This is a genomic window from Streptoverticillium olivoreticuli subsp. olivoreticuli, assembly GCF_003391135.1.
Lineage (GTDB): Bacteria > Actinomycetota > Actinomycetes > Streptomycetales > Streptomycetaceae > Streptomyces > Streptomyces blastmyceticus.
The window spans coordinates 7,128,089-7,153,391 of sequence record NZ_CP031455.1; the positions used below are offsets into that span (position 1 = coordinate 7,128,089).

At 74.4% G+C, this 25,303-nt stretch carries 1 protein-coding gene; it reads left to right on the forward strand.

Annotated features, from left to right (window positions below; genetic code table 11):
• Positions 1-6 precede the first annotated feature (6 nt).
• On the forward strand, positions 7-25,218 hold the full coding sequence (locus tag DXZ73_RS31405; protein ID WP_116214356.1) for a type I polyketide synthase: 25,212 nt from the start codon (positions 7-9) through the stop codon (positions 25,216-25,218).
• Positions 25,219-25,303 lie beyond the last annotated feature (85 nt).

Below are 25,303 nucleotides of genomic sequence, written 5' to 3' on the forward strand. Positions count from 1 at the left end.
AGCAAGATGACAACCCCCAACGAAAAAATCGTTGAAGCACTGCGGGCCTCGCTCAAGGAGACCGACCGGCTGCGCCGGCAGAACCAGCAGCTGACCGAGGCGTCCCGGGAGCCCATCGCCATCGTCGGCATGAGCTGCCGGTACCCCGGCGGCGTGCGTTCGCCCGAGGACCTGTGGCAGCTGGTCGACCGCGGTGGCGACGCCATCTCCGGATTCCCGGAGGACCGCGGCTGGGACATCGAGTCCCTCTACGACCCCGACCCGGACCGCGAGGGCACCTTCTACGCCCGCGGCGGCGGCTTCCTCTACGAGGCCGCCGAGTTCGACCCCGGCTTCTTCGGGATCTCGCCGCGCGAGGCCCTGGCGATGGACCCGCAGCAGCGGTTGCTGCTGGAGACGTCCTGGGAGGCGTTCGAGCGCGCGGGCATCGACCCGGCGGCCGTCCGCGGCTCCCGCACCGGCGTCTTCGTCGGCGCCTCCGCCCAGGCGTACGGCGCGGGCGAGTACGACCTGCCGGACGGCGTCGAGGGCCACCTGCTCACCGGCACCGCCTCCAGCGTGGCCTCCGGCCGGCTCTCCTACGCCTTCGGGCTGGAGGGCCCGGCGGCCACCATCGACACCGCGTGCTCCTCCTCGTCCGTGGCGCTGCACCTGGCGGTCCAGGCGCTGCGCACCGGCGAGTGCTCGCTCGCTCTCGCGGCCGGTGTGACCGTGCTGGCCTCCCCGGACGTCTTCGTGGAGTTCAGCCGGCAGCGCGGTCTGTCGGCCGACGGCCGGTGCAAGTCCTTCGCCGCCTCGGCCGATGGCACGGGTTGGTCCGAGGGTGTCGGTGTGCTGCTGGTGGAGCGGCTCTCGGACGCCCGCCGCAATGGTCACCAGGTGCTGGCGGTCGTGCGGGGCTCGGCGGTCAACCAGGACGGTGCGAGCAACGGTCTGACCGCGCCCAACGGTCCCGCGCAGCAGCGTGTCATCCGTCAGGCGCTGGAGAACGCCCGCCTGTCCGCTGCCGATGTGGACGCGGTCGAGGCGCACGGTACGGGTACGACGCTGGGTGACCCGATCGAGGCGCAGGCGCTGCTGGCCACGTACGGCCAGGAGCGGCCCGAGGGACAGCCGTTGTGGCTGGGCTCGCTGAAGTCCAACATCGGCCACACGCAGAACGCCGCCGGTGTCGCCGGCATCATCAAGATGGTCATGGCGATGCGGCACGGAGTGCTGCCGCAGACCCTGCACGTGGACGAGCCCTCCCCGCACGTCGACTGGGCGGCGGGCGACGTCGAGCTCCTGACCGACGCCCGGCCCTGGCCGGAGACCGGCCGCCCGCGCCGCTTCGGCGTCTCCTCCTTCGGCGTGTCCGGCACCAACGTGCACACGATCATCGAGCAGGCCCCGGCCGAGGAGGCCGCCGGGAGCGCGTCCGAGCCGGGCGCGGTCCCGCCGGTGCTGCCGGTGGTCCTGTCCGCCCGCACCGGCGAGGGCCTGCGTGCCCAGGCCGAGCGGCTGGGCGCGCACCTGGCGGCCGCCCCGGCCGCCGGGCTGATGGACCTCGGCCACTCCCTGGCCACGCAGCGCGCGGCCTTCGAGGAGCGGGCCGCGCTGGTCGTCGCCGACCGGGACGCCCTGCTGGCGGGCCTGGAGGCCCTCGCGCGCGGCGAGTCGGCCGCGGGCCTGGTGACGGGCTCCGCGGACGGTGGCAAGACGGCGTTCCTGTTCACGGGTCAGGGCAGCCAGCGGCTCGGCATGGGGCGTGAGCTGTACGCCGCCTACCCGGCCTTCGCGCAGGCGTTGGACGCGGTCTGCGCCGAGCTCGATGCACATCTCGAACGGCCCATGAAGTCGGTGCTGTTCGGCGATGACGCGTCGGTGCTGGACCAAACGGCATTCACCCAGCCTGCGTTGTTCGCGGTCGAGGTGGCACTGTTCCGTCTCGTCGAGTCGTGGGGTGTGAAGGCTGACTTCCTCTCCGGTCACTCGATCGGCGAGCTGGCTGCCGCGCATGTGGCGGGTGTGTTGTCGCTGGCGGACGCGGCGAAGCTGGTTGCCGCGCGTGGTCGCCTCATGCAGGAACTCCCCGCCGGTGGCGCGATGATCGCGGTGCAGGCGTCGGAGGAAGAGGTTCTTCCGCTGCTGACGGAGGGTGTCAGCATTGCTGCCCTCAATGGCCCGCAGTCGGTTGTGATCGCGGGTGATGAGGACGCGGCGCTTGAGATCGCGGCCGGTTTCGAGGAGCAGGGTCGTAAGACCAAGCGCCTCACGGTCTCGCACGCCTTCCACTCGCCGCGCATGGACGGCATGTTGGAGGAGTTCCGTGCGGTCGCCGAGGGCCTGTCGTACGAGGCCCCGCGCATCCCGGTCGTCTCCGGCCTGACGGGTGCCGTGGTTCCCGCCGAGGAGATCACGAACCCGGACTTCTGGGTCCGTCACGTCCGTGAGGCGGTCCGCTTCCTGGACGCGGTGCGCACCCTGGAGGCGCAGTGCGTCACCACCTTCGTGGAGCTCGGCCCCGACGGGGTGCTCTCCGCGATGGGCCAGGAGTGCGTGACCGGCACCGAGGCCGACTTCGTGCCGGTGCTGCGCAAGGGCCGCCCGGAGGCGGAGGCACTGACCACGGGCCTCGCCCGAGCGCAGGTCCGCGGCGTCGCGGTCGACTGGGCCGCGTTCTACGCGGGCACCGGCGCGGGCCGGGCCGAACTCCCCACGTACGCGTTCCAGCACCAGCGGTTCTGGCTGGAGCCGGGCGCCATCACCGGTGACGCGACGGCCGTCGGCCTGGAGTCGGCGGACCACCCGCTGCTGGGCGCCGCGGTGCCGCTGGCGATGAGCGACGGCTTCCTGTTCACCGGGCGGCTCGGGCTCGACAGCCACCCGTGGCTGGCCGACCACGCCGTGCTGGGCTCCGCCGTGCTGCCGGGCGCCGCCCTCGTCGAGCTGGCGATCCGCGCCGGGGACCAGGTCGGCTGCGAACACCTCGCCGAACTCGCCGTGGAGACCCCGCTGGTGCTGCCCGCCCGCGGCGGGGTGCGCATCCAGGTCGAGGTCGGGGCGCGGGACGCCGCCGGGCGCCGCAAGTTCTCCGTCTCCTCCCGTGCCGACGACGCCGCCGACACGGCGTGGACCCGGCACGCCACCGGCGCGCTCGCCGACACACGCCCCTCGGCGGCCCCCGCCGAGCTGACCACCTGGCCGCCGGCCGGCGCCGAGGCGATCGACACCGACGACCTCTACACGGAGCTGGCCGCCGCCGGGCTGCGGCACGGACCGCTCTTCCAGGGGCTGACCGCCGCCTGGCGCAGCGGCGAGGAACTGTTCGCCGAGGTGCGGCTGGCCGAGGACGCCGATCCGGCCGCCGCTGCCTTCGCCGTCCACCCGGCGCTGCTCGACGCGGTGCTGCACGCGCTGCACGGCCGCTCCGGCGCCCGGCTGACCTCCGCCTGGCAGGGCGTGACCCTGCACGCGGTCGGCGCCGACGCGCTGCGCGTGCGGATCTCGCCGACCGGCGAGGACACCGTTGCGCTGGTGCTCGCCGACGCCACCGGGCAGCCGGTCGCCACCGTCGACGCGCTGACCCTCCGTCCGCTGCCGGAGAGCGACGCCGACCTCGTCGCCGCCGGCTCCTCCGCCCACCAGCAGGCGCTGTTCCGGCTGGACTGGGTCGCGCCGCGGGCCGTCGCCACCGAGCCGGGCGCCGCCGGACGCCGCGCGGCACTCGGCGCCGACGCCTTCGGGCTGGGCCCGGCAGGCGTCACCGACGCCTCCTTCCCGGACCTCGCCGCCCTCGCGGCGGCCGTCGACGCGGGGGAGACCACGGCGCCCGAGCTGGTGCTGGCCTCCTTCCCCGCGGCCCAGGACGGCGAGGACCTCGCCGCCGCCACCCACCGGGCCGCGCTCCGCGCGCTGGAGCTGGTGCAGGGCTGGCTGGCCGACACCCGCTTCACCGACGCCAAGCTGGCCCTCGTCACCCGGGGCGCGATCGCCGCCGGCCCCGACGAGGACGTCACCGACCTGGCGCACTCCGCCCTGTGGGGCCTGCTGCGCTCCGCCGAGACCGAGAACCCCGACCGCTTCGTCCTCGTCGACCTCGACGGCACCGACGCCTCCACGGCCGCCCTGCACGACGCGCTGGCCACCGGGGAACCCGAACTGGCGCTGCGCGACGGCGAGATCCTGGTGCCGCGCCTGGCCCGCACCACCGCCGCCGACCTGAAGGGCCCGGACACCCCGGTACCCGCCCTGGACACCGAGGGCACCGTCCTGATCACCGGCGGCACCGGCAGCCTGGGCCGCCTGGTCGCCCGCCACCTGATCACCGAGTACGGCGTCCGCCACCTGCTGCTCACCAGCCGCCGCGGCCCCGAGGCCCCCGGCGCCGACGAGCTCCGCGACGAACTCGCCGCGCTGGGCGCCCAGGTGACCATCGCAGGCTGCGACGCCGCCGACCGCGAGGCGCTGGCCGCCACCCTGGCCGCCGTCCCGGCCGCCCACCCGCTCACCGCCGTCGTGCACACCGCCGGCGTCCTGGACGACGCCACCGTGCCCGGCCTGACGTCCGGGCAGCTGGACCGCGTGCTGCGCCCCAAGGTGGACGCGGCGTGGAACCTGCACGAGCTCACCCGCGACCTCGACCTGTCCGCCTTCGTCCTGTTCTCCGCCATCGCCGGCACCCTGGGCGGCGCCGGCCAGGCCAACTACGCCGCGGGCAACGTCTTCCTCGACGCGCTCGCCGGCCACCGGCACGCCCAGGGCCTGCCCGCCACCTCCCTGGTCTGGGGCCTGTGGGCCGGGTCCGGCGGCATCACCGGCGGACTGACCGAGACCGACCTGCTGCGGCTGGCCCGCAGCGGCATGGGCGCCCTCGGCGACGACGAGGGCATGGCGCTCTTCGACGCCGCCCGCCGCACCGGCCGGGCCGTCCTGGTCCCGGCCCGGCTGGACCTGGCGGCGCTGCGCTCCGCGCACGGCACCGGCCCGGTCCCGGCGCTGCTGCGCGGCCTGATCCGCGGCTCCGGCCGGCGCACCGCCGCCGCCGGACCCGCCGCCGCCGGCTCCTCGCTGTCCGAACGGCTGCTCGCGCTGCCCCCGGCCGAGCGTCGGCGCACCCTCCTCGACCTGGTCCGCACCCAGGTCTCCGCGGTACTCGGACACGCCGGCCCGGAGGCCGTCGAGCCGCGCCGGGCCTTCAAGGAGCTGGGCTTCGACTCGCTGATCGCGGTCGAGCTCCGCAACCGGCTCTCCGCGGCCACCGGGCTGAAGCTGCCCACCACCATCGTCTTCGACCACCCCAACTCCGCCTTCCTCGCCGACCACCTGCGCGGCGAGCTCCTGGGCGTCCTCGTCGACGAGGACGCCGAGCAGGCCGACGCGACGGCCACCGCCGCGCCCGACGACGACCCCATCGCCATCGTCGCGATGAGCTGCCGCTACCCCGGCGACGTGGACTCGCCCGAGGAGCTGTGGCGACTGGTCACCGGAGGCGAGGACGCCATCACCGGCTTCCCGGTCAACCGCGGCTGGGAGGCGCTGGACTGGGCGTCCGAGGGCGAGACGGGCGACTACGCCCGGGCGGGCGGCTTCCTGCACGAGGCCGACCTGTTCGACGCCGCCTTCTTCGGGATCTCGCCGCGCGAGGCCCTCGCGATGGACCCGCAGCAGCGGTTGCTGCTGGAGACGTCCTGGGAGGCGTTCGAGCGCGCGGGCATCGACCCCGAGGCCGTGCGCGGCCGCAGCGTCGGCGTCTTCGTCGGCGCCTCCTACAGCGCCTACGAGGTGGGCCTGGAGCAGGCCGGCGCCGAGGTCGCGGGCCATGTGATGACCGGCAACGCGGGCAGCGTCATCTCCGGGCGCATCTCCTACGCCCTCGGCCTCGAAGGCCCCGCCGTCACCGTCGACACCGCCTGCTCCTCCTCCCTGGTCGCCCTGCACTGGGCCATCCAGGCGCTGCGCCAGGGCGAGTGCTCCATGGCGCTCGCCGGCGGCGTCACCGTCATGACCACCCCCGGCACGTTCACCGAGTTCAGCCGCCAGCGCGGGCTGGCCTCCGACGGCCGCGTCAAGGCGTTCGCGGCGGCCGCCGACGGCACGGGCTGGGGCGAGGGCGTCGGCATGCTGCTCGTCGAGCGGCTCTCCGACGCGCGGAAGCACGGCCACCCCGTCCTCGCCGTCGTGCGCGGCTCCGCCGTCAACCAGGACGGCGCCAGCAACGGTCTGACCGCGCCCAACGGCCCCGCGCAGCAGCGCGTCATCCGCAAGGCGCTGGCCGGCGCCGGGCTCACCACCGCCGAGGTCGACGTCGTCGAGGCGCACGGCACAGGCACGACGCTGGGCGACCCGATCGAGGCGCAGGCCCTGCTGGCCACCTACGGGCAGAACCGGCCCGACGGCCGGCCGCTGTACCTCGGCTCCATCAAGTCCAACATCGGCCACTCGCAGGCCGCCTCCGGCGTCGCCGGGATCATCAAGATGGTCCAGGCGATGGAGCGCGGCGTGCTGCCGCAGACGCTGCACGTGGACGAGCCGACCCCGCACGTCGACTGGTCGGCCGGGGCGGTCGAGCTGCTCACCGAGACCATCGACTGGCCGGAGACCGGCCGCCCGCGCCGCGCCGCCGTCTCCTCCTTCGGCATCAGCGGCACCAACGCCCACACCATCATCGAGCAGGCCCCGGCGGCCGACCCGGCGCCGACCGCCGGCACGCGGCTCCCGCTGCTGCCCTTCACCGTGTCGGCCAAGAGCCCGGACGCGCTGCGCGCCCAGGCCGAGCGGCTGCACGCCCACCTGACGATCCACCCGGAGCTCGAACCGGCCGACGTCGCCCGTTCGCTGGCCACCGGCCGCGCCGGGCTGCACCACCGCGCGGTGCTCGCCGCCGACGGCCGCGACGCGCTGCTGCACGGCCTGGAGGCGCTGGCCGCCGGGCGCACCGCCCCCGGCCTCGCCGAGGGCACCGTCACCGAGGGCGGGACGGCGTTCCTGTTCACGGGTCAGGGCAGTCAGCGGCTGGGAATGGGGCGTGAGTTGTATGCCGCGTTCCCGGTGTTCGCGGAGGCGTTCGACGCGGTCTGTGACGAGTTGGACCGGCACTTGGAGCGTCCGCTGAAGACGGTGGTCTTCGGTGAGGACGCCGAGCTGCTGAACCAGACCGGTTACACCCAGCCCGCGTTGTTCGCGGTCGAGGTGGCGCTGTTCCGTCTGGTCGAAGCGTGGGGTGTCAGGGCCGATGTGCTGTCCGGCCACTCGATCGGTGAGCTGGCCGCCGCGCATGTGGCGGGTGTGTTGTCGCTGGCGGACGCCGCGAAGCTGGTTGCCGCGCGTGGTCGTCTGATGCAGGAACTCCCCGCCGGTGGCGCGATGATCGCAGTCGAGGCGTCGGAGGAGGAGGTTCTTCCGCTGCTGACCGAGCGGGTGAGCATCGCCGCTCTGAATGGCCCGCGGTCGGTTGTGATCGCGGGTGACGAGGACGCGGCTGTCACGATCGCTGCGAGCTTTGAGGAGCAGGGTCGTAAGACGAAGCGTCTGACGGTCTCGCATGCGTTCCACTCGCCTCGTATGGACGGCATGTTGGAGGAGTTCCGCGCGGTGGCCGAGGGGCTGTCGTACGAGGCCCCGCGTATCGGGATCGTCTCCGGTCTGACGGGCGCGCTGGTCTCCGTCGAGGAGATCACCAGCTCGGACTTCTGGGTCCGTCACGTCCGTGAGGCGGTCCGCTTCCTGGACGCAGTGCGGACCCTGGAGGCGCAGGACGTCACCACCTTCGTGGAGCTGGGCCCCGACGGGGTGCTCTCCGCGATGGGTCAGGAGTGCGTCACCGGCGATGGCGCGGCCTTCATACCGGTGCTGCGCAAGGGCCGTGCCGAGGCCGAGGCGCTCACCGCCGCCGTGGCACGGGCGAACGTCCGTGGCGTGACGGTGGACTGGGCGGCGTTCTTCGCCGGCACGGGTGCCGTGCGGGTCGAGCTGCCGACGTACGCCTTCCAGCGCCGCCGCTACTGGCCGGACGCGCCGGTGCGGGCCCTCGCGGCCCCGGCCGGCGTCGACGGCTGGCGCTACCAGGTGTCCTGGAAGCCGCTGTCCCCGAGCACGGCGTCCCGGCCCACCGGCGTCTGGCTGGTCGCCGCGCCCGAGGGCGAGGCGGAGTGGTCCGCCGGCGTCATCCGTACGCTCATCGAGCGCGGCGCCGAGGCGCGGCTGGTCGAGCTGGGCGCCGCCGACGGCCGCGCCGGGTACGCCGAGCGGCTCCGCGAGGCGGCCGTCGGCGCCGAGGTGTCCGGTGTGCTCTCGCTGCTGGCGCTCGCCGAGGACGGCGGGCTGCCGGCCACGGCCGCACTGACGCAGGCGCTGGGCGACGCCGCCGTGGACGCCCCGCTGTGGGTGGCCACCCGCGGCGCGGTGTCGACCGGGCGCACCGACGCGCCCGCGGACCCGGCCCGGGCGCAGGTCTGGGGCCTGGGCCGGATCGCGGCCCTGGAGCACCCGGAGCGCTGGGGCGGCCTGGTCGACCTGCCGGAGACGGCGGACGACCGCGCGCTGACCCGACTGGTCACGGTGCTGGCCGGCGCCGGTGACGAGGACCAGATCGCGATCCGCTCCGCCGGAGTTCTCGGCCGTCGGCTCGTACGGGCCGCCGCCGCGCCGGTCGCCGAGGCCGACGCATGGCGGCCGCGCGGTTCGGTGCTGGTCACCGGCGGCACGGGCGCGCTGGGCGCCCAGGTCGCCCGCTGGCTGGTGGAGAACGGTGCCGAGCACCTGGTGCTGACCAGCCGCCGCGGTCCGGACGCGCCGGGCGCGGCCGAGCTGCGCGATGAACTTGTCGCGATGGGCGCCCGGGTCACCGTCGCGGCCTGCGACGTGGCCGACCGGGAGGCGCTGGCCGGCCTGATCGCCTCGCTGCCCGAGGAACTCCCGCTGACCGCCGTGGTGCACGCCGCCGGTGTGCTGGACGACGGCGTCCTGGACGCGCTCACCCCCGAGCGCTTCGCCACCGTCCTGCGCGCCAAGGCCGGGGCCGCTGCCAACCTGGACGAACTCACGCGCGAGCTGGACCTGTCCGCGTTCGTGCTCTTCTCCTCGATCTCCGGCACGCTCGGTGCCGCCGGTCAGGCCAACTACGGTGCCGCCAACGCCTACCTGGACGCGCTGGCCGAGCGCCGGCGCGCCGAGGGCCTGCCCGCGACCTCGATCGCGTGGGGCCCGTGGGCCGAGGGCGGAATGGCCGCCGACGCCGCCCTGGAGCAGCGCATGCGCCGCGCCGGGCTGCCGCCGATGGACGCCGCTCTCGCGATCAGCGCCCTCCAGCAGGCCCTGGACCTGGACGACGCCGTGCTGGCCGTCGCCGATGTGGACTGGGAGCGGTTCGGCCCCGGCTTCGCCGCCGTACGGCCCAGCCCGCTGCTGTCCGACCTGGCCGAGACGCGCCAGTCGGCATCCCGTACCGCCACCGCCGTCGACCGGGCGGGTAAGGCCGCCGAGCCGGCCTCCTCGCTCGGCCGACAGCTGCTCGAACTCGGCGAGTCCGAGCGCGGCACCTTCCTGCTGGACCTGGTCCGCGGCCACGTCGCCGAGGTGCTGGGCCACGCCCACGTCGAGGACGTCGCGGCCGACCGCGCGTTCCGCGAGATCGGCTTCGACTCGCTGACCGCCGTCGAGCTGCGCAACGGACTCAACGCCGTCACCGGCCTGCGGCTGCCCGCCACACTCATCTACGACTACCCGACGCCGAACGCCCTCGCCGACCACCTCCTCGCCGAACTCCTCGGCGAGCAGGCCGCGATCACCGGTCCGGTGCTGACGGCCGTGGCCGACGACCCGATCGCGATCGTCGCGATGAGCTGCCGCTTCCCCGGCGGCGTACACACCCCCGAGCAGCTGTGGCAGCTGCTCTCCTCCGGCACGGACGTCATCTCGGGCATGCCCACCGACCGCGGCTGGGACCTGGAGGCGCTCTACAACCCGGACCCGGACGCCGAGGGCACCTCGTACGCCCGTGAGGGCGGCTTCCTGCACGACGTCGCCGACTTCGACCCGACGTTCTTCGGGATCTCGCCGCGCGAGGCCCTCGCCATGGACCCGCAGCAGCGACTGCTGCTGGAGACCTCCTGGGAGGCGTTCGAGCGGGCCGGGATCGACCCGGCGACGCTGCGCGGCAGCCACGCCGGCGTGTTCGTCGGCACCAACGGGCAGGACTACCTGTCGCTGCTGCTGGGCGGCTCCGAGGGCCTCGAAGGCCACATGGGCACGGGCAACGCGGCCAGCGTGATCTCCGGCCGGCTGGCGTACGTCTTCGGCCTGGAGGGCCCGGCCGTCACCATCGACACGGCCTGCTCCTCGTCGCTGGTCGCCCTGCACTCCGCCATCCAGGCGCTGCGCAACGGCGAGTGCTCGCTGGCCCTGGCCGGCGGTGTCACGGTGATGTCCACCCCGGGCGTCTTCATCGACTTCAGCCGCCAGCGCGGACTCGCCACGGACGGCCGGATCAAGGCGTTCGCGGCCGGTGCCGACGGCACCGGCTGGGGCGAGGGCGTCGGCATGCTGCTCGTCGAGCGGCTCTCCGACGCGCGGAAGAACGGTCACCCCGTCCTCGCCGTCGTGCGGGGCACGGCGGTCAACCAGGACGGTGCGAGCAACGGCCTGACGGCGCCCAACGGCCCGTCGCAGCAGCGCGTCATCCGTCAGGCACTGGCGGCGGCCGGACTGTCGGCCACCGAGGTCGACGCGGTCGAGGCGCACGGCACCGGCACGAGGCTCGGCGACCCGATCGAGGCGCAGGCGCTGCTCGCCACGTACGGCCAGGACCGCCCCGCCGACCGGCCGCTGTATCTGGGCTCCATCAAGTCCAACATCGGTCACACGCAGGCCGCCGCGGGCGTCGCGGGCGTGATCAAGATGGTGCTCGCGATGCGCCACGGCGTGCTGCCGCAGACCCTGCACATCGACGAGCCCACCCCGCACGTCGACTGGGCGGCGGGCGACATCGCCCTGCTGACCGAGTCGGTGGCGTGGCCGGAGACCGACCGTCCGCGCCGCGCGGGCATCTCGTCCTTCGGCTTCAGCGGCACCAACGCGCACACGATCATCGAGCAGGCCCCGGCCGAGGAGGCCGTCGAGAGCGCGTCCGAGCCGGGCGCGGTCCCGCCGGTGCTGCCGGTGGTCCTGTCCGCCCGCACCGGTGAGGGCCTGCGTGCCCAGGCCGAGCGCCTGCGGACGCACCTGACCGAGGAGCCGGAGACCGCACTCGCCGACCTCGGCTACTCTCTGGCCGCACACCGCGCCCTCCTCGAGGAGCGGGCCGCGCTGGTCGTCGCCGACCGGGACGCCCTGCTGGCGGGCCTGGAGGCCCTCGCGCGTGACGAGTCGGCAGCGGGCCTGGTGACGGGCTCGGTGGCGAGCGGCAGGACGGCGTTCCTGTTCACGGGTCAGGGCAGTCAGCGGCTGGGTATGGGGCGTGAGCTGTACGCCGCGTTCCCGGTGTTCGCGGAGGCGTTCGACGCGGTCTGTGACGAGCTGGACCGGCACTTGGAGCGTCCGCTGAAGACCGTGGTCTTCGGCGAGGACGCCGAGCTGCTGGATCGGACCGGCTGGACTCAGCCCGCGTTGTTCGCGATTGAGGTGGCGCTGTTCCGTCTCGTCGAGTCGTGGGGTGTGAAGGCGGACTTCCTCTCCGGTCACTCGATCGGTGAGCTGGCTGCCGCGCATGTGGCGGGTGTGCTGTCGCTGGCGGACGCGGCGAAGCTGGTGGCGGCTCGTGGTCGTCTGATGCAGGAACTCCCCGCCGGTGGCGCGATGATCGCGGTGCAGGCGTCGGAGGACGAGGTGCTGCCGCTGCTGACGGAGGGTGTCAGCATTGCTGCCCTGAACGGCCCGCAGTCGGTTGTGATCGCGGGCGATGAGGACGCGGCTCTGGAGATTGCTGCGGCCTTCGAGGCGCAGGGTCGTAAGACCAAGCGCCTCACGGTCTCGCACGCGTTCCACTCGCCGCGTATGGACGGCATGTTGGAGGAGTTCCGTGCGGTGGCCGAGGGGCTGTCGTACGAGACTCCGCGCATCCCGATCGTGTCGAACCTGACCGGCGCCTTGGTCTCCGTCGAGGAGATCACCAGCCCGGACTTCTGGGTGCGCCACGTCCGCGAGGCGGTCCGCTTCCTCGACGGCGTCCGCGCCCTGGAGGAGCACGGCGTCACCACCTTCATCGAGCTCGGCCCCGACGGTGTGCTCTCCGCGATGGGCCAGGAGTGCGTCACCGGCGATGGCACGGCCTTCGTGCCGGTGCTGCGCAAGGGCCGTGCCGAGGCCGAGGCGCTCACCGCCGCCGTGGCACGGGCACACGTCCGCGGTGCGAAGGTGGACTGGGCGGCGTACTACGCGGGCACCGGTGCCGTGCGGGTCGAGCTGCCGACGTACGCCTTCCAGCGCGAGCGCTACTGGCCGAAGGTCTCCTCGCTCTACCTCGGGGACGTCGCGGCCGTGGGTCTCGGCCGGGCCGGGCACCCGCTGCTCGGCGCGAGCGCCGAGCTGCCGGGCGCCGACGGGATGCTGTTCACCAACCGCCTGGCGCTGTCGACGCACCCCTGGCTGGCGGACCACACCATCATGGACACGGTCCTGCTGCCGGGAACGGCCTTCGTGGAGCTGGCCATTCGCGCCGGCGACCAGGTCGGCTGCGAGCACCTCGAAGAGCTGACGCTCGAGGCGCCGCTGGTCCTGCCCGAGCGGGGCGGGGTCCAGCTGCGGCTGTGGGTCGGCGCGGCCGACGAGTCGGGCCGCCGCCCCCTGACCTTCCACTCCCGCCTGGAGGACCTCCCGGCCGAGGAGCCGTGGACCCGGCACGCCAGCGGTGTGCTGGCCGCCGCCGCGGACCGCTCGGAGCCGGCCTTCGAGATGGGCGTGTGGCCGCCGAAGGGCGCGGCCGAGGTGGCGGTCGAGGACCGCTACGAGCACCTGCGGGACGTGGGCTTCGCCTACGGCCCCGCCTTCCAGGGCCTGCGCAAGGCGTGGCGGCGCGACGGCGAGATCTTCGCCGAGGTGCAGCTGCCCGAGGATGCCCGGGCCGCGGACTTCGGGCTGCACCCCGCGCTGCTGGACTCGGCGCTGCACGCGCTGGGTCTCGGTGGCCTGGGCGGCACCGAGACCCAGGGCCGGCTGCCGTTCGCCTGGGCCGGGGTGTCGCTGCTCGCCGGCGGCGCCGCCGCCCTGCGCGTCCGGATGGCCGCCACCGGTGGCGACGGCGTGCTGCTGGAGATAGCGGACGCGACCGGCGCGCCGGTCGCCGCGGTCGAGTCGCTCGCGCTGCGCCCGGTCTCGGACGAGCAGCTGCGCAACGCCCGGACGACCTACCACGAGTCGCTGTTCCGCGTGGAGTGGACCGGGCTCGCGGCGGCGTCAGCCGCGTCCGCCGACGGCCGCTGGGCGGTCCTCGGCTCCGCCGCCCTCGTCGGCGCGGACGTTCCGGCGTACGCCACGTACACCGACCTCGTCGAGGCGGTCGACGCCGGTGCCCCGGCGCCGGAGTTCGTCTTCGTCTCCCCGTCCGCGGACGGGGCCGGTGAGGACGCGGCCGCCGTCGCCCACCGGGCCGGCGCCGAGGCGCTCGCCCTGGTGCACGCGTGGCTGGCCGAGGAGCGCTTCGCCGACTCCCGGCTGGTGGTGCTGACCTCGGGGGCCGTGGCCACCGAGGCCGGTGCGCCGGTGACCGACCTGGCGGGCGCGACCGTGCGGGGCCTGCTGCGCTCGGCACAGTCGGAGAACCCGGACCGCTTCCTCCTGGTGGACATCGACGGGCACGCCGACTCGCTCGGTGCGCTGCCCGCCGCGCTGACCGCCGGAGAACCCGAGATCGCGATCCGGGAGGGCGCCCTCAAGGCGCCGCGACTGGCCCGCGCGGCCTCGGCGGACGACATCGACGCCACCGCGTGGAACGCGGACGGCACGGTGCTGGTGACGGGCGCCAGCGGCTCGCTCGGCGGGCTGTTCGCCCGGCACCTGGTGGCCGAACACAGCGTGCGGAACCTGCTGTTGGTGAGCCGTCGGGGTGCCGAGGCGCCCGGTGCGGCGGAGCTGGCGGCCGAGCTCACCGAGGCCGGTGCGTCGGTGATGTGGGCGGCGTGCGACGTGGCCGACCGGGAGGCGCTGGCCGCCGTCCTGGCGGACGTCCCGGCCGCGCACCCGCTGACCGCGGTCGTGCACACCGCCGGTGTGCTCGACGACGGCACGGTCGGCTCGCTGACCCCGGAGCGGTTGGCGTACGTCTTCCGCCCGAAGGTTGACGCGGCCTGGAACCTGCACGAGCTGACGCGGGATCTGGACCTGGCGGCGTTCGTGGTGTTCTCCTCGGCCGCCGGTGTCTTCGGCGGTGCGGGTCAGGGCAACTACGCGGCGGCCAACGCCTTCCTGGACGCTCTCGCCGAGCACCGCAGGGCGCAGGGCCTGGCCGCGACCGCCCTTGCCTGGGGTCTGTGGGCCGGTGGCGGCATGGGTGACACCCTGGACGAGGCCGACATCACCCGGATGCGGCGCGCCGGAGTGCCCCCGCTGTCCGCCGCGGACGGCCTGCGGCTCTTCGACGCCGCCCTCACCACGGGCGAGTCGACGCTGGTCCCGATGCGGCTGGACCTCCCGGCGCTGCGTACGCAGGCCGCGAACGGTCCCGTCTCCGCGCTGCTGCGCGGGCTGGTCCGGGTGCCGGCGCGGCGCACGGTCGATGCCGGCGTGGCGGGTGCGGGTGAGTCGGGTCTTGTGCAGCGGCTTGTCGGGCTGAGCCCGGTGGAGCAGGAGCGGATGCTGCTGGATCTGGTCCGTGGTCAGGTGGCGACTGTTCTCGGTTATGCCGGGGCGGAGACCGTTGGTTCGGGCCGGGCGTTCAAGGAGCTCGGTTTCGACTCGCTGACCGCGGTGGAGTTGCGTAATCAGTTGAACGCGGTGACGGGGCTGCGGCTGCCGGCCACGTTGATCTTCGATTATCCGGACCCGACCGTCCTCGCCCGCCACCTGCGGACCGAGCTGGTCGGCGACGAGGTCGTCACCACGGCCCCGGACACCACCGTCGTCGTGGCCGACGACGAGCCGATCGCCATCGTCGGCATGAGCTGCCGCTTCCCGGGCGGGATCACCAGCCCCGAGGAGCTGTGGCAGCTCGTCCTGGGCTCGGTGGACGCGATCTCCGGCTTCCCGGCGGACCGTGGCTGGGACCTGGACGCGCTGAACGGCGGCACTCCCGGTGCGTCCGGCACCAGCTCCACCATCGAGGGCGGATTCCTGCACGACGCCGCCGAGTTCGACCCGGCGTTCTTCGGGATCAACCCGCGTGAGGCCATGGCGATGGACCCGCAGCAGCGGCTGCTGCTGGAGACGTCCTGGGAGGCGTTCGAGCGCGCGGGCATCGACCCGACCTCGGTGCGCGGCAGCCGGACCGGTGTCTTCGCCGGTGTGATGTACCACGACTACCTGACGCGCCTGACGGGCGTCCCGGAGGACCTGGAGGGCTACCTCGGCACCGGTGCCGCGGGCAGCGTCGCCTCCGGCCGGGTGTCGTACACCTTCGGCCTGGAGGGTCCGGCGGTCACCATCGACACGGCGTGCTCGTCGTCGCTGGTCGCCCTGCACCTCGCGGCGCAGGCGCTGCGCAACGGCGAATGCACCATGGCGCTCGCCGGTGGTGTGACCGTCATGGCCACCCCGGACACGTTCATCGACTTCAGCCGCCAGCAGGGTCTTTCGACCGACGGCCGCTGCAAGTCCTTCGCGGCGGCCGCGGACGGCACCGGCTGGTCCGAGGGTGCGGGCATGCTGCTCGTCGAGCGGCTGTCGGACGCACAGCGGCACGGCCACCCGGTCCTCGCCGTGGTGCGGGGCTCGGCGGTCAACCAGGACGGTGCGAGCAACGGCCTGACGGCCCCCAACGGCCCGTCGCAGCAGCGCGTCATCCGCGCGGCGCTGGCCAACGCGGGCGTCTCGGCCGCCGATGTGGACGCGGTCGAGGCGCACGGCACGGGCACGACGCTGGGTGACCCGATCGAGGCGCAGGCGCTGCTGGCCACCTACGGTCAGGAGCGGCTGGAGGGACAGCCGCTGTGGCTGGGTTCCTTCAAGTCGAACGTGGGTCACACCCAGGCCGCCGCCGGTGTCGGCGGCATCATCAAGATGGTCATGGCGATGCGCCACGGCGTGCTGCCGCAGACCCTGCACATCGACGAGCCCACCCCGCACGTCGACTGGGCGACCGGTGACATCGAGCTGCTGACCGAGGCGCGGGCCTGGCCGGAGACCGGCCGGGTGCGCCGCGCGGCGGTGTCCTCCTTCGGTGTGAGCGGCACCAACGCCCACACCATCATCGAGCAGGCGCCCGAGCAGGCTCCCGCCCGGCCCGCCGCCCCGGCGGTGGAGCTCCCGGCGGTGCCGTGGGTGCTGTCGGGCAAGTCGGAGGCCGCGCTGCGCGGCCAGGCCGAGCGGCTCCTCGCCCACCTCGCCGCGCACACCGAGCCGGCCGCCACCGACGTGGCCTACTCGCTGGCGACCGGCCGGGCGGCACTGGAGCGGCGCGCGGCGGTCGTCGCCGCCGACCCCGCCGGCCTCCGCGCCGGACTGGAGGCCCTGGCGCGCGGCACCACCGCCGCGGGCCTGATCACTGGCACCGCCACCGAGAGCGGGACGGCGTTCCTGTTCACGGGTCAGGGCAGCCAGCGGCTGGGTATGGGGCGTGAGTTGTACGCCGCCTACCCGGCCTTCGCGGAGGCGTTCGACGCGGTCTGTGACGAGTTGGACCGGCACTTGGAGCGTCCGCTGAAGACCGTGGTCTTCGGTGAGGACGCCGAGCTGCTGAACCAGACGCGGTACACCCAGCCCGCGCTGTTCGCCGTCGAGGTGGCGCTGTTCCGCCTCGTCGAGGCGTGGGGTGTCAGGGCCGATGTGCTGTCCGGCCACTCGATCGGTGAGCTGGCTGCCGCGCATGTGGCGGGTGTGCTGTCGCTGGCGGACGCGGCGAAGCTGGTTGCCGCGCGTGGTCGCCTGATGCAGGAACTCCCCGCCGGTGGCGCCATGGTGGCGATCCAGGCGTCGGAGGAAGAGGTTCTTCCGCTGCTGACGGAGGGTGTCAGCATTGCCGCCCTGAACGGCCCGCAGTCGGTTGTGATCGCGGGTGACGAGGACGCGGCGCTCGCGATCGCGGCCGGTTTCGAGGAGCAGGGCCGTAAGACCAAGCGCCTCACGGTCTCGCACGCGTTCCACTCGCCGCGCATGGACGGCATGTTGGACGCCTTCCGCGCCGTCGCCGAGGGCCTGACGTACGAGGCCCCGCGCATCCCGGTCGTCTCCGGTCTGACGGGTGCGCTGGTCTCCGCCGAGGAGATCACGAACCCGGAGTTCTGGGTCCGTCACGTTCGTGAGGCGGTCCGCTTCCTGGACGTGGTGCGGACCCTGGAGACCCAGAACGTCACCACCTTCGTCGAGCTGGGTCCGGACGGTGTGCTGACCGCGATGGCGCAGGAGTGCGTCACCGGTGAGGGCGCGGCGTTCGTCTCCGCGCTGCGCAAGGGGCGCGCCGAGGCCGAGTCGGTGACCGGTGCGCTGGCCGCGCTGCACGTGCGGGGTGTCGCCCTGGACTGGACGGCGTTCTTCGCGGGGACGGAGGCCGCGCGGGTCGAGCTGCCGACGTACGCCTTCGAGCGCCGGCGCTACTGGGTCGAGTCCCCCGAGGGGCCGGCCCAGGGCGGCGCGCTGACCGTGGACGCGGTGGACGCGCGGTTCTGGGAGGCCGTCGAGCGCGAGGACCTGGAGGCCCTCGCGGGCACGCTGCGCTCCGAAGACACCGAGGAGCTCTCCTCGTTGAGCGCGGTCCTGCCGATGCTGTCCTCGTGGCGGCGTCAGCAGACCGAGTTGTCGACCGTCGACGCCTGGCGCTACCAGGCGACGTGGAAGCCGGTGACCCTCCGTGCCGAGGGCGCGCCGAGCGGCCGTTGGCTGGTCGTCACGTCCGCGGACCAGGCCGGTGCGGCGTGGGCCGAGGGCGTCGTACGGATGCTGGCGGCGCGCGGCGCCGAGGCCCGGGTCGTCGAGCTGGGCGCCGAGGGCGACCGCTCGTCGGTCGCCGAGCGGCTGCGCGCGGAGGCCGGGGACGGTGCGGTGGCGGGCGTGTTCTCGCTGCTGGCCGCCGCGGGTGCCGCGGGGCTGAACCGTACGCTCGCGCTGACCCAGGCGCTGGGCGACGCCGCCGTGGACGCCCCGCTGTGGGTGGCCACCCGTGGCGCGGTGTCCGTGGGCCGCTCCGACGCGCCGGTCGACCCGGTGCAGGCGCGGGTCTGGGGCCTGGGCCGGGTGGCGGCGCTGGAGCTCCCGGAGCGCTGGGGCGGTCTGGTCGACCTGCCGGAGACGGCGGACGACCGGGCGCTGGCGCGACTCGCCGGGGTGCTCTCCGGCCGTGGTGGCGAGGACCAGGTGGCGGTCCGCTCCTCCGGTGTCTTCGGGCGCCGGCTCACCCGGGGCGCGGCCCCGGCGAAGGCCGGCCGGACCTGGGTGCCGGGCGGTGGCTCGGTGCTGGTCACCGGTGGCACCGGTGCGCTGGGTGGTCATGTGGCGCGTTGGCTGGTGGGTCAGGGTGCCGAGCATCTGGTGCTGACCAGCCGTCGCGGTCCGGACGCGCCGGGCGCTGCCGAGCTGCGTGATGAACTCGTCGCGCTGGGCGCTCAGGTCACGGTCGCGGCTTGCGACGTGGCCGACAGGGAGGCCCTGGCCGGGCTCCTGGCCTCGCTGCCTGCAGAGCTGCCGCTGACGGCCGTGGTCCACGCGGCCGGTGTGCTGGACGACGGTGTGCTGGACGCGCTCACCCCCGAGCGCTTCGCGACCGTCCTGCGCGCCAAGGCGGAAGCCGCGGCCAACCTGGACGAGCTGACCCGGGATCTGGACCTGTCGGCGTTCGTGCTCTTCTCCTCGACGGCCGGTTCCATGGGCGCCGCGGGGCAGGGCAACTACGCAGCCGCGAACGCCTTCCTGGACGCGCTGGCCGAGCGGCGGCGGGCCGAGGGCCTGCCGGCGACGTCGATCGCCTGGGGCCCGTGGGCCGAGGGCGGCATGGCCGGCGACGAGGCCCTGGAGCAGCGCATGCGCCGCGCCGGCGTGCCGCCGATGGCGGCGGAGCTGGCGATCGCCGCGCTGCAGCGGGCACTCGACCTGGACGAGACCGCGGTGACCATCGCGGACATCGACTGGGCGCGGCTCGCGCCGGGCTTCACCGCCTCGCGGCCGAGCGCCCTGCTGCTGGAACTGCCCGAGGCGCGTACCGCGCTGGAGGCCGAGGCGGCACAGGCGCCCGGTGCGGGCGCGGCGGCCGAGGGCGAATCCTCGCTGGCCCGGCGGTTGGCCGGGCTGTCCGGCGCCGAGGCCGAGCAGGCGCTGCTCGACCTGGTGCGCTCCGCGGTGGCGGACGTGCTCGGTCACGCCGACACGGAGGAGGTCGAGGCCGGACGGGCCTTCAAGGAGCTGGGCTTCGACTCGCTGACCGCGGTCGAGCTGCGCAACCGGCTCAACTCCGTGACCGGGCTGCGGCTGCCGCCCACCCTGGTCTACGACTACCCGTCGTCGGCGGCGCTCGCCGACCACCTCAGGACCGAGGTCCTGGGCGAGGAGAGCGAGCCCGTCGCCGGCCCCGCCGCCTCCGTGGCGGCCGTGGCCGACGACCCGATCGCGATCGTGGCGATGAGCTGCCGCTTCCCCGGCGGCGTGACCACCCCCGAGGAGCTGTGGAAGCTGCTGGCCTCCGGCCGGGACGCCGTCACCGGCTTCCCCGCCGACCGCGGCTGGGACATCGAGGGGCTGTACGACCCGGAGTCCGACGGCGAGAACACCAGCTACGTCCGTGAGGGCGGCTTCCTGACGGACGCCGGGGCCTTCGACGCGGCGTTCTTCGGGATCTCGCCGCGCGAGGCCGTCGCGATGGACCCGCAGCAGCGGTTGCTGCTGGAGACGTCCTGGGAGGCGTTCGAGCGGGCGGGCATCGCCCCCGGGACGCTGCGCGGCCGACAGGTCGGTGTCTTCGCGGGCACCAACGGCCAGGACTACATGTCACTGGTGCTCAACTCGTCCGACGGCGGCGACGGCTTCATGGGTACGGGCAACGCGGCCAGTGTGATGTCCGGCCGGGTCTCCTACGCCCTGGGCCTGGAGGGTCCGGCGGTCACCGTCGACACCGCGTGCTCCTCGTCGCTGGTGGCGCTGCACTGGGCGATCCAGGCGCTGCGCAACGGCGAGTGCTCGCTCGCCCTCGCGGGCGGTGTGACCGTGATGTCGACGCCGGGCTCGTTCGTCGAGTTCAGCAAGCAGCGCGGGCTGGCCTCGGACGGCCGGATCAAGGCGTTCGCGGCCGGTGCGGACGGTACGGGCTGGGGTGAGGGCGTGGGCATGCTGCTCGTGGAGCGGCTCTCCGACGCGCAGCGCAACGGTCACCCGGTCCTCGCCATCGTGCGTGGCAGCGCGATCAACCAGGATGGCGCGAGCAATGGTCTGACGGCTCCGAACGGTCCGTCGCAGCAGCGTGTCATCCGGCAGGCTCTGGCCAGTGCGGGCATCTCGGCCGCCGAGGTCGACGCGGTCGAGGCGCACGGTACGGGCACCACGCTGGGCGACCCGATCGAGGCGCAGGCGCTGCTGGCCACCTACGGTCAGGACCGCACGGTCGGCGAGCCGCTCTACCTGGGCTCCATCAAGTCCAACATCGGTCACACGCAGGCCGCGGCGGGTGTCGCGGGCATCATGAAGATGGTGCTGGCGCTTCAGCACGGGGTGCTGCCGCAGACGCTGCACGTCGACGCGCCGACCCCGCACGTCGACTGGTCGGCGGGCGAGATCGCGCTGCTGACGGAGTCGGTGGAGTGGCCGGAGACCGGCCGCCCGCGCCGGGCCGCGGTCTCCGCGTTCGGCATCAGCGGCACCAACGCGCACACCGTCCTGGAGCAGGCGCCCGAGCAGCTGTCGGTGGAAACCGCCGCCACCTCTCCGGTGACGGAGCTCCCGGTGCTGCCGTGGGTGCTGTCGGGCAAGTCGGAGGCCGCGCTGCGCGGCCAGGCCGAGCGGCTGCGGGCACACCTCGCCGAGCGGCCCGCGGTGGACGCGGTGGACGTGGCGTACTCGCTGGCCACGACCCGCAGTGCCCTGGACCACCGGGCCGTACTGGCCGCCGGGGACCGGGACGGGCTGCTGCGCGGTCTGGCCGCCCTCGCCCGCGGCGAGTCGGCGGAGCCGGCGGTGCCCGGGCTCGTCCAAGGTTCGGTCGCGGCCGGCAAGACGGCGTTCCTGTTCACCGGTCAGGGCAGCCAGCGGATCGGGATGGGTCGTGAACTGTACGAGTCCTTCCCGGTGTTCGCGGACGCGCTGGACGAGGTGTGCGCGCACTTGGACGGGCATCTTGAGCGTCCGTTGAAGGACGTGGTGTTCGGTGACGACGCCGAGCTGCTGAACCAGACCGGTTTCACTCAGCCCGCGTTGTTCGCGGTCGAGGTGGCGCTGTTCCGCCTCGTCGAAGGCTGGGGTCTGAGGCCCGACTTCCTCTCCGGTCACTCGATCGGTGAGCTGGCCGCCGCGCACGTCGCCGGTGTGCTGTCGCTGGCGGATGCCTGCACCCTGGTGGCCGCGCGCGGTCGTCTGATGCAGGAACTGCCCGCCGGTGGCGCCATGATCGCCGTGCAGGCCTCCGAGGAGGAGGTGCTGCCGATGCTGACCGAGCGGGTGAGCATCGCCGCCCTCAACGGCCCGATGTCGGTGGTCGTCGCAGGTGACGAGGACGCGGCGCTCGCGATTGCCGCTGTCTTCGAGGAGCAGGGTCGTAAGACCAAGCGCCTCACGGTCAGCCACGCGTTCCACTCGCCGCGCATGGACGGCATGTTGGAGGAGTTCCGCACGGTGGCCGAGGGGCTGTCGTACGAAGCTCCGCGTATCCCGATCGTCTCCAACCTGACGGGTGCTGTGGTCTCCGCCGAGGAGATCACCACGGCTGACTTCTGGGTGCGCCACGTCCGCGAGGCGGTCCGCTTCCTCGACGGCGTCCGCGCCCTGGAGGCACAGAACGTCACCACCTTCGTGGAGCTGGGCCCCGACGGTGTGCTCACCGCCATGGCCCAGGAGTGCCTGGCCGAGCCCGGCCGGGCCGAGCTCGTACCGGCGCTGCGCAAGGGCAGGCCGGAGGCGCAGGCGGCGACGGACACGCTGGCGCGGCTGTTCGTCCGGGGCACGGCCCCGGACTGGGAGGCGTTCTTCGCCGGTACGGGCGCGCGCCGCGTGGCCCTGCCGACCTACGCCTTCCAGCAGCGGCACTACTGGGCCGACGCCCTGCTCGGCCTCGACGAGTTCGCCTCGATGGGGCTCGGCGCCGCCGGTCACCCCCTGCTGGGTGCGGCGGTGGAGCTGCCCGACTCGGACGCGTTCCTCTTCTCCGGCCGGCTGTCGCTGCGTTCGCACGGCTGGCTGGCCGACCACGCGGTCGGTGACACGGCGCTGGTGCCCGGCTCGGCCTTCGTCGAGCTGGCCGTCCGCGCCGGCGACCACGCGGGCTGCGATCTGCTGGAAGAGCTGAACCTGGAGGCGCCGCTGGTGCTTCCGGAGCACGGCGGGGTGCAGCTGCGGGTGTCGGTCGGCGAGCCCGACGACGCCGGCCGCCGCACGCTGGCCGTCCACTCCCGTCCGGAGGGGGCGGACCAGCCGTGGACCCGGCACGCCAGTGGCCTGCTGGCCACCGGCGGCGCCGTGGCGGGCCCGGCCGGGCTTTCCACCTGGCCGCCGGCCGAGGCGCAGCCGGTGCCGGCCGACGAGATCTACGCCCGGCTGGCCCGGACCGGTCTGTCGCACGGCCCGGCCTTCCAGGGCCTGGAGCGCGTCTGGCGGCGTGGTGCGGAGCTCTTCGCCGAGGTCCGCGTCGCGGAGGACCGGCAGCCGGAGGCAGCGCGCTTCGCACTGCACCCGGCACTGCTGGACGCCGCGCTCCAGCCGCTCGCGCTGCTGGCCGCGGACACCGACGGTGCCGTGCTGGCGGGTTCGTGGCGCGGGGTGAGCGTGCGCGCGATCGGCGCGGACGCGCTGCGCGTACGGCTGGCCCCGGCCGCCGACCCGGCCCAGGACGGGGCGGTCTCGGTGGTCCTGGCCGACGCGGCGGGCTCGCTCGTCGCGACCGTCGACGCGCTGGCCACCCGGCCGCTGGACGTGGACCGGATCGCCGGTGCGTCCGCGGCCACGGCCGGCCGCCACGAGTCGCTGTTCCGCGTCGACTGGACGGCGCTTCCGGTCTCCCCGGCGGCCCCCGCCGAGCGGTTCGCCGTCATCGGCGGCGACGAGCTCAAGCTGGGTGTGGCGCTGGAGTCGGCCGGGGTGCGCGTCGAGGCGTACGACGACCTCGCGGCGCTCAACGCGGCCGTCGCGGCGGGTGGTTCCGCACCGGAGACGGTGCTGCTGCCGCTGCTGCACGAGTCGGGTGACGGCTCGGGCGAGGACCTCGCCGGAGCTGTCCACACCGCCGCCCACCACGCCCTGAGCCTGCTTCAGGAGTGGCTGAACGGCGGACGGCCGGGCGCCGCACGGCTGGTGGTCGTCACCCGCGGCGCGGTCGCCGCGGCCGGCGACACCGAGGTCGCGGACCTGGTGAGCGCGCCGGTCTGGGGCCTGCTGCGGGCCGCGCAGGCGGAGAACCCCGAGCAGTTCCTGCTGCTGGACATCGACGGTCCGTCCTCCTGGACGGAGTCCGGGGCAGCGTCGTTCGCGGCCGTCCCGGGCGCGCTGGCCGCGGGCGAGCCGGAGCTCGCGCTCCGCGCGGGCACGGTGTACGTGCCGCGCCTGGCCCGGGTCGAGGACCGGGCCGAGGCCGGCACGCCGGCCTCGGTGGCCGCCGTCGACCCCGAGGGCACCGTCCTGATCACCGGGGCCACCGGTGGTCTGGGCCGGCTGCTGGCCCGGCACCTGGTCGCCGAGCACGGCGCCCGCCACCTGCTGCTCGTCAGCCGGCGCGGTCCGGCCGCCGAGGGCATGGCGGAGCTCACCGCGGAACTGCGCGAGTTGGGCGCGGAGGCCACCGTGGCCGCCTGCGACGCCGCCGACCGGGAGGCGCTGGCCGCCCTGCTGGCGGGCGTCCCGGCGGAGCACCCGCTGACGGCCGTGGTGCACACCGCGGGCGTGCTCGACGACGGTGTCATCGACCTGCTGACGCCGGAGCGGGTGGACCGGGTGCTCGCGCCCAAGGTCGACGCGGCGGTGAACCTGCACGAGCTGACCCGGGAGCTGGACCTGTCCGCCTTCGTGCTCTACTCGGCGGCGGCCGGCACCCTCGGCAGCCCCGGCCAGGGCAGCTACTCGGCGGCCAACGTCTTCCTGGACGCCCTCGCCCGGCACCGCCGGGCCCGCGGGCTGGCCGCCGTGTCCCTGGTGTGGGGCATGTGGGCAGAGGAGCGCGGCATGGCCGGCACGCTCGGCGCGGCCGACCTCGGCCGGTCGGCGCGCGGCGGTGTGCTGCCGCTGTCCGCGGCGGAGGGCCTGGCCCTGTTCGACGCGGCCCACGAGGCCGGCGAGCCGGTGCTGGTGCCGGTGCGGCTGGACCTGGCCGCCCTGCGCGCCAACGCCGCCGCCGGGGAGCTGCAGCCGCTCTACCGCGGCCTGGTGCGCGTCCCCGTCCGCCGCGCCGCGGAGTCCGGACGCGCCACGGTGGCCGCCGAGGCCACGGCCGAGACGCTGGCAGCACGCCTCGCCGGCCTCTCCGAGGCCGAGCAGCAGCGCACCGTGCTCGACCTGGTGCGCCGTGAGGTGGCGGCCGTCCTGGGCTACGCGTCCAAGGAACAGGTCGGCGCCGAGCAGGCGTTCAAGGAGCTCGGCTTCGACTCGCTGACCGCCGTGGAGCTCCGCAACCGCCTCGACGCGGCCAGCGGACTGCGGCTCTCGGCGACGCTGGTCTACGACTACCCGACCCCGCTGGCGCTCGCGCACCAGCTGCGGGCCGAGGTGGCACCGCAGGCCGCCGAGCCCGGGCACTCCGTCCTGGAGGAGCTGGAGCGGCTGGAGAACATCCTGTCGGCCCAGGCACCGGAGGACCTGGCCGCGTTGACCGAGGACGAGGACGCCCACGACCGAGTCGCGGTGCGCCTGCAGTCCCTGCTGACGAAGTGGAACGACATCCGGAACGCCGCGGATGACACCGCCGGGGCGAACGTGCTCGAAGAGGCCAGTGACGACGAGCTCTTCGACTTCATCGACAAGAGGTTCGGCAAGAGCTGAGAAGACCGAGCGGGCCGGGCGTTTGACGCCCGGCCCGCGAAAAACGGGGAATTCAGCGGCCCGAAGCGCGGCGGCACCACCCCAC

Bases quoted from the DNA above. Each gene is read 5' to 3' on its own strand.
- DXZ73_RS31405 (WP_116214356.1), top strand. From the start codon at position 7: ATGACAACCCCCAACGAAAAAATCGTTGAAGCACTGCGGGCCTCGCTC.